Origin of the sequence: Synechocystis sp. CACIAM 05 (assembly GCF_010222815.1) — a bacterium.
Lineage (GTDB): Bacteria > Cyanobacteriota > Cyanobacteriia > Cyanobacteriales > Microcystaceae > Synechocystis.
The window spans coordinates 588,789-595,525 of record NZ_CP019225.1 but is presented as its reverse complement, the minus strand read 5'-3'; the positions used below and the strand labels follow the sequence as shown (position 1 = coordinate 595,525).

5 protein-coding genes and 1 pseudogene are annotated in these 6,737 nt (G+C 48.4%); 1 reads left to right on the top strand and 5 read right to left on the bottom strand.

Annotated elements, in window-relative coordinates; genetic code table 11:
- Positions 1-99 (top strand): annotated as a pseudogene (locus tag BWK47_RS02810) (IS630 family transposase); the annotation flags it as partial.
- 177 nt (positions 100-276) lie between these two features.
- Here the strand turns inward: BWK47_RS02810 and BWK47_RS02805 are convergent.
- The 5 genes from BWK47_RS02805 to BWK47_RS02785 form a co-directional block, all read right to left on the bottom strand.
- Positions 277-1,884 (bottom strand): NCS2 family permease, encoded by a 1,608-nt coding sequence (locus tag BWK47_RS02805; protein ID WP_162327482.1) that lies wholly within the window; start codon positions 1,882-1,884, stop codon positions 277-279.
- Between the two features lie 95 nt (positions 1,885-1,979).
- Positions 1,980-2,174 carry a hypothetical protein gene (locus tag BWK47_RS17365; RefSeq protein WP_443081628.1) on the bottom strand — a complete coding sequence of 65 codons (195 nt, stop codon included), beginning with the start codon at positions 2,172-2,174 and terminating at the stop codon, positions 1,980-1,982.
- Positions 2,175-2,270: 96 nt separating this feature from the next.
- Entirely contained in the window at positions 2,271-2,666 is a 396-nt protein-coding gene (locus tag BWK47_RS02795; protein WP_162327481.1) for a type II toxin-antitoxin system VapC family toxin, read from the bottom strand.
- On the bottom strand, positions 2,663-2,875 hold the full coding sequence (locus BWK47_RS02790) for a hypothetical protein (RefSeq protein WP_162327480.1): 213 nt from the start codon (positions 2,873-2,875) through the stop codon (positions 2,663-2,665). The genes BWK47_RS02795 and BWK47_RS02790 overlap by 4 nt, the downstream gene beginning before the upstream one ends.
- 65 nt (positions 2,876-2,940) lie before the next feature.
- Positions 2,941-6,555, bottom strand: a complete 3,615-nt coding sequence (locus tag BWK47_RS02785) for an EAL domain-containing protein (protein WP_237269762.1) — start codon at positions 6,553-6,555, stop codon at positions 2,941-2,943.
- Positions 6,556-6,737: the final 182 nt, after the last annotated feature.

Sequence of the window (6,737 nt, the reverse complement as noted above, 5' to 3'; positions counted from 1 at the left end):
GATATTGAGCATGACTTTAGTGTCTTGAAACGAGCTAGAATGTACGCTCCTATTGACACGTCTCTTGATAAAATTATCCGTTCTTACTGTGGCATTTAGCGTCTCAGCCTTATTTGAAACTACTATATCTCTGATATTCCAGTATTTTAGCTCGAGATCTAAGATTTCGTTGATAAAAGAGCAATAAAACTAAACTGGGAACTTTCTGGTCCAATCCTCATGCGGCAAATTGCTTTGTAGGCGGGTAAGATTTCACTTCTTGAAGTTTAATAACGCTCAATCTTGCCCTTTGGGGTTAGTCCACTGCACATAAATCAATAACAAAGCCAGCAAAAAGTAACTGATGGCCCAACTGGCCCCAGCCCCCCATCCCAAGGCCATCACTGTGTCCGCCCCTGTCCAGCGGTAACTGTGCATTAACCCCAACCAGGATAAAATTCCAGCGGCGATCGCCCAGAGGGCAGCTAGGCCAAATTTTTGCTCAATGATGTAAACGGTCATGGCGGCCAGGATCATGGCAGAAAAAATCAATCCCTGTTCCAACGCAAAGGCTCCGGTGATAAACAAATCTGCCTGTTGAAAAACAGGTACCAATTCTGGAGTAATGGGATTATCCGGAGTGCCTAGACCTGCCACCCGGAGAGAATTTTTTGCCACTAAGGCCCCCCAAGCGGCAATGCCCGGCAACAGGCCAATGACCACAGCGGGGTAATGGTTGACCGGGGTGGCACTAAAACTTTGACTGACAATGATGATGCCAATCCAGAGCACGATCGCCATGGCACTATCGATGGGAATCAGATAAACCAATAAACTCAGACTACCGGTGAGACATAAAACCGCCATCACCAAACCGTTGAGCCAGGAATAACCAATCCTTGCCCCCATGTCCTTACAACCGGGATGACCAATGTAAATGGTGGTGGGAAAACAGGAGCCAAATAGGGCCGCCGCAATAGTGCCCAGGCCATTCACTGCTAAACAGGGAGCAGTTGGATAATCATCCCCTGCCGCCGCCGCACTTTCCAGGTTTTGCAAACTGCCCACCAAATTGAACAACCCCATGGGCAGAATGATGCTGAAATAGCTGACTAATACCCCTTTTGCTTGCCAGAGGCTAACTAAATCAAGGCTGGGTAGATAAATTCCCAAGGGGGCGATCGCCGCTTCCACCTGTGGAGCATCCCAAGCGACTAATCCCGTTATCCAAGCCAGGCCAGTGCCCAGCACAATGGCCATTAATCCCCCGGGAATCGCCAATTTTAGTCCCGGCAAACGGAAAGTAACCTTGCCGAAATAGCTGAGCAGAATAACTCCCAAGGGCAAAATACCCACTAAGGGATGGGCATAGGTACGGAGGAAAAAACCTAGGGCAATGAAAGTCAACGCAATGCCCGCTAGGGTGGAAAGTAGAGCGGCCCTGGGGGTATAACGCCGTAACCAATCCGCTCCCCAGGCTCCCCCCAATTCAATCAGACCGGAGCCGAAACAGGCCACTAAGCCCGCCTGCCAGGCCAATTCTGCCGCCGCTTCACTGCTGGCCCCGGATCCGATCACCAATAATCGCACCGGCAGCATAACCAGAAAAACATAGGCAAACAAACTGACTGTATTGATGCCATAGGGCAAAGCGGTGATGTCATCCCTTCCTTCTCTTTTTCCCTGGTGATAGGCCAACCAACTGTAATAAAAGTTGCCAACAATTAAGCTAATGGCAATGCTGGGCAAAATGCGCCCATAGATCAGGGTGGGAGGAAATTGCAACACCGATTGGGTTAATCCCACAATTACCAGGATCTGCACCAAGTTGTTCACCGCCAGGCCAAAGAAGCCATCAATGTCCTGTTTAACAAACCAACGGGGGGCGATCGCCGTAGCACTCATAGACCTATGTAGAAAATGGAAAGCTGAGCCGACTGGTCGCCGACATACAAAGGCTACTCCATCCCCGGTAAAAAATCGCTATTTTGTCACTATTTTCAGGAAAATGGCTCTTTCCTATCCCCATGGCATTCTGTCACAGCAGGCACAGACCAACAGGGTATTTGGATGGCTAAAAAATCTAGCAAATCCTCTGAGGGAATAGGCCGGGCAAAATAATATCCTTGCCCTGCATCGCACCCCAGCCAATGGAGTTGGGTTAGATGCCGTTCCGTTTCAATGCCCTCGGCAATTACGTCAAGATAAGGTTTGTGGACAATACCCCCAGCCTATCTGTGGATTACCCACCTTTTGTATTTCCTTGATAACCCTCTGACCTATGGTGGGTTTTACCAAATGGTTTTTACATGCGAATAGTTCAAGATTTTTTGGTCACAGGTAATCAATGGGATTTCATACCGCCGGGCGATCGCCACTAAGATCCTGTCGGCCGGGTCTTTATGAAAGTTTCCAGGCAGATTAGCACTATCAATTGCGTCGGAAGACGAAAGAGGTTCAATAACTGTCCCAGGTTGTTGTTTGGCTAATTCAAACCATTCGTGAATCGGTAGAGGAAGTTGCAGTTTATTGAGGCTTTGTTTAGTGGCAATTTCCCAGACTGAAATACTGGAAATAAGAATGCTATTGTTGTTTTCAAATTCGGCAATAATGCTCTGGGCCGGGGTGGATAATTGATTAGGATCGTGAAGTAACCACAGCCAAGTATGGGTATCAAGGAGAATCATTCCGTTAGTGCCTCCCACAATTCTGGCATGGAATCATCAAAATCTTCACTAATAGTGATGGGTAAGCCGCGCAGAGGATAGGTTTTCTTTGAGGGTGTTTTGAAGTCAGTAGTATCTTTTTGGATGGCATTTAGAAGAGTTTGAACCAACTCCCATTTGTCTTGGGTCGGTAATTTTAGGATTTGGGATTGGATCTCTTGCAAGGTCATAGTTCTTACTCTCTAGGTTAGAGTTTTTTTCAATATACTCCGCGATCGCCGTAGCACTCATAGACCTATGGAGAAAATGGCTCTTTCCTATCCCCATGGCATTCCATCACAGCGGGCACAGACCAACGGGGTATTTGGATGGTTAAAAAATCTAGCAAATCCTCTGAGGGAATAGGCCGGGCGAAATAATATCCTTGCCCTGCATCGCACCCCAGCCAATGGAGTTGGGTTAGATGCCGTTCCGTTTCAATGCCCTCGGCAATCACGTCTAATCCGAGGGTGTGGGCCAGGGTCACAATGGTGTGGACAATGGCAGTGTTTTGGTTGTTGGGCTCCATGGTGTTCACAAAGGAGCGGTCCACTTTAATAGTGTTAATGGGAAAGCGATGCAGGTAGCTGAGGGAGGAATAGCCCGTGCCAAAATCGTCGAGGGAAATTTGGATATTTCTTTGCCCTAAACTTTTCAGTACATCAGCGGCCAAGTCCAAATTATCGATCAATAAACTCTCGGTAATTTCTAATTTGAGGTCCTGGGGGGCCAGGTTCGTGCTGGAAAGAATTTCATCCACTGTTTTTAGTAGCCGTTGGTCCCGTAATTGCCGACTGGAAACGTTAATACTGACTTGGAGATGGGACAATTGGGGAAAACTTTGTTTAAGTTCTAGTATTTGTCGGCTTGCTTCCCAGAGAATCCAATCCCCCATGGGCACAATTAAGCCCGTTTCCTCGGCGATCGCCACAAATTCTTCGGGTAGGATCAGACCCTCTTCGGGATGTTGCCAGCGCACTAAGGCCTCAACCCCCTGTAACTGTCCAGTCTTGAGACAGACAATCGGTTGATAATGTAACTGCAATTCCTGGCGATCGATGGCTCGCCGTAGGTCATTTTCCCGCTGGAGCCTCTGCACAGCATGGTGGTGCATGGTCTGGTTGAAAATAGCGTAGCGGCCCTTACCTGCGGCCTTAGCTCGATACATGGCCGTGTCTGCATCCCGCAAAACATCCTGGGGATGGCCATAGTGGGGATGGTTAAGGGCAATGCCAATGCTGGTGTTGGTGAAAATTTCCTGGCCGTTCAAGTTAAACGGTTTTTGCAGTTCCTGGTGAATTCTTTGGGCCACGGCGATCACGTCTTCGGGACAGGTGATGTTTTCAATCAACATGGTGAATTCATCCCCCCCCAAACGGGCTAACGTATCTTCTGGCCGCAAACATTGGCGCAGACGATGGGCAATGCCCTGGAGCAGTAAATCCCCACAACTGTGCCCCAAACTATCGTTGATAATTTTAAAGCCATCTAAATCCAGAAATAGCACCGCAAATCTTAAATCCCGACGACGCAAATTTCTTTGCAGAGCATGGCCCAGGCGATCGAGAAACATTGATCGATTGGGCAAATTCGTCAGGGAATCGTGGTTGGCGTTGTAGTGGAGTTTTTCCGCCGCCAATTTGCGCTCGGTGATGTCACTGTCAATGCTGTCAATGCGTAGGGGTTGATGCTCGCCATCCCGCACTAATTGACTACGGCGAAATAGCCATCGCTCCTTGCCCCCCGGTTGGACAATGCGATACTCCAACTCCGTCTGGTCTTTTTCCATCAACAATTGCAGATGATGTTCCAGCAAAAGGCGATCGCCAGGGTGGACCTGTTCAAACCAAAAATTTTGGCTCTGGTAACAGACTTCTAGGGATTGACCATAGACCATGGCCGTGGTGGGATTGAGATAAAGGGTAGCAAAACTGACCGCATCGGCAGACCAAACCACATCCTGAATGGAGCCCAAAATTCCCTCCAAGCGTTGCTCACTAGCGGACAGGGCCTGCTCAGCGGATTTCCGTTTGGTGATGTCCGTTAGCATGGCCAGTTCCCCCCGATAATTGCCCCATTGGTCATACCAAGCACTGCGGGACACCAAACCCCAGAGCACACTGCCATCTCGCCGTTGGAACTGGACATCGTAAACCTGACCATGGTTGGGTAACACACAGCGAGGGAAAGATTGCAAAGTCTTTTGGTGACTATTTTGGGACTCTGGTAAATGGTGAATGGCAAGGACAAAAGCAGTAATATTTTTCTCTAAAATTTCCTGCACCGAATAACCCAACATATCTGCCAATTGCTGGTTGGCAAAGGTAGTTTGTTGGTCTTGGTCCAAAATCCAAATGCCTTCGGAAGTCAGCTCGACTATATAACGATATTTTTTCTCACTTTCTGCCAGGGCTAGACGGGCTTGGTGCTGTTCTGTAATGTCCCGCAGGGAAACCAAAAAGGCTTTACCCTTTTGCCAATGAATGGGAGACACCCGCATTTCCGCCACCACCATGCTGCCATCGAGGGGGGTAAGGGTAATTTCCGTTGCTTGATCCGCCACAAAAGGAATACCAAAGGGTTGCTGGAGCAGTTCGCCTTCCTGTCGTTTGAACATCTCCCTGGCGGCGGGGTTGACAAATTGGATAATGCCTTCTTGATCAACAATTAATAGCCCATCGGTGATGGTGACAATCATGCTACTGAAGAATTCTTCACTGGCCCGTAGCTGTTGCTCTGCTAATTTTTGTTGAGTAACATCGGTTTGAATACCGATGAAATTAACCAGGAAATTTTGCTGGTTATAGATGGGGGAAAGGTATAAATGATTCCAAAAAGATGCGCCATCCTTGCGATAGTTTTTCAGAACTACTTCACACTCCTGGCCGTGGGCGATCGCCGTGCGGAGTTTTTCTAATTGTTTATTTTGTTCCCCTTGGCGGTCTTCATTGAGCAGAAAACGACAGTTTTGCCCAATCACTTCCTCCCGATTAAAACCGGTAATAGTTTCAAAACCTTGGTTAGCATAGACTACCGCATTGTCTGAGCCCAGGGCATCGGTGATCAAAATGCCGTTGGAGCTGGCATCGATCGCCTGTTGTAACAGTAATAGTCTCTCTTCATATTCCTGGCGATCAATGGCCGCGGCAAGGATATGGCTAGCTACCTTGAGAAATTCAATTTCTTCTTCGGTAAATTTACGGGCAGTGAGGCTATAAACCCCCAAAACTCCGAATGCGGTGCGGGGCCCCGCTACCATTAAATTTATGCCGCTGACAATACCAAGGTTATGCAGTAAAGGGGAAGCCCGAAATTTGGTACTTATCCTCAAATCTAGTTCGACAATAGGTTCATAATCTTCCATCCGGCGATCGCCATTATGTTGAATGGTATAGCCAGCATAGGAACGATTGGTGGCATCAATGGTATAGTTGCCCACCAAGGCCTTGTCCCAACCATCCCCAGCGCAAAGGACCAGGGCAGAGCGATTGGGCAAAAGTTCCCAAAGACCACAGTAATCTACCCCCAAGGCAGTGCGGATCAATTCCGTAGCTTGATCAAAAAATCCATATAAATCGCGGCTGAGAATGCCCCACTGTCCCAGGCGAGCTAAAGCCGTTTGCAAACCGGAAACGGGAGGCGGGGGTTGGGACGGCGAATTCTGATGTTGGGCTAATTCCCGGGCTAATTTTTCCTTCGCTTGTTCCGCTTCCAGTAACTGCCGTTTGAGTTGGTCAATTTCCCGCTGTTGTCGATGCTCCAAATTAGTGGCGGTGGGTTTACGTTCTTGGTTGTCCCGTTCCAATTCCCACAAACTAGGAGTCAGGGATAATCCCCCCAAGCTTCTTTGTTTAGCAACCCACCATGGCATCGGGGGAAACTTGAAACGAGACCAAATGTTCATCCAAGGCATCTGAGCGAAAAAAGGCGTCCCCGGAGTCACAACATCCCCGGGGATCATGGCCAAATTATAGGTCTTTCCTCCCTTGTCCATGGGGATGGGAGGGGGTTTAGCAACAAATTGTGATGTTTGCTACCAATTAATCCGACTTA